The sequence below is a fragment of the Streptomyces mutabilis genome, from assembly GCF_014649815.1.
Lineage (GTDB): Bacteria > Actinomycetota > Actinomycetes > Streptomycetales > Streptomycetaceae > Streptomyces > Streptomyces mutabilis.
Genome location: NZ_BMTT01000100.1, coordinates 1 through 991, shown reverse-complemented (window position 1 = coordinate 991; position 991 = coordinate 1). Strand labels below are relative to the sequence as shown.

Here is a 991-nt window from a genome sequence, read left to right as displayed (position 1 = left end):
GAAATTCATCGGTTAAAAAAAGAAATGAGAAAAGAGGTAAAAATCAATCTTTCACGTTAATGTAAAGATTGGACGGCTTCTTTAAATATTGAGATGAAGAAATTGAAAAAAGAAATGAAAAGAATAAGGAAGTAATAAATATACCAAATAATAAAAAAATCTTACTCTTAATGCCACTATTTCAAGCATAATAGATAAAAGCTAAAGACATTTTAATACATATAATGCTGTTTTTAATGCGACATCAAGCTTCACGGAGAGTACAGATTTTCATTAATAAAAGGGTATAATTAAAATACATTTACTGAACAACATGTTGTTATTTGTAATAAATAATGTCTCTAATTATCATGTATCTATTTTTGAAGTATAAATATAAATATAAATTTAAAAATATGGTTTTCTATATGATGAATTATTTATTTTGAATATTTTTATAAGTCCATATGTTCCATATTTCTTCTAATGGCCCTTTTTTAAAGCATTTTAATCATACTTTTGTTAATACAGACATTATTAATATCGTTATCACTGATATTAAAATCGATTGACTTGGTGTAGGACAACTAGAATTGAAAAATATTCTAATAATTAAATTTAATAATAGAATTTGTAATATAAAGTTGGTAAATGCGGTTTTGCCAACTTTTTCAGCTGGCTTTAACCATTGTCGAACCCTCTGACTTTGAGTAATAAACATTAGTAAAATAAAGTAAATAAAAGTTTGTAAAGGGGTTATTAAATATAATATTAAATTTTTATCGGTATTAAAGTATTTTTGGTTTAAGTCTACTATAATAATAGTAATAAATCCTATGATTAATGAAATTAAATATTGACGTTTATATTTTTTGAAATTAGATATTGTTCCACTTTGCCATAAAAATAGTCCTAAAAGCATGTCTAAAGTAATGGCAAGAGTAAGATGAAATAAGTTACTCTGGTAAATACTGATACCAATAAAAGATAGACTAACAATTATTAATAAACT

Annotated in this window: 1 protein-coding gene; it reads right to left on the bottom strand. The window is 23.6% G+C overall.

What is annotated here, in order from left to right:
* Window positions 1-490: 490 nt before the first annotated feature.
* The coding region (locus IE142_RS34820) for a DUF418 domain-containing protein (protein WP_229831207.1) at window positions 491-991 on the bottom strand (501 nt) is incomplete at its 5' end.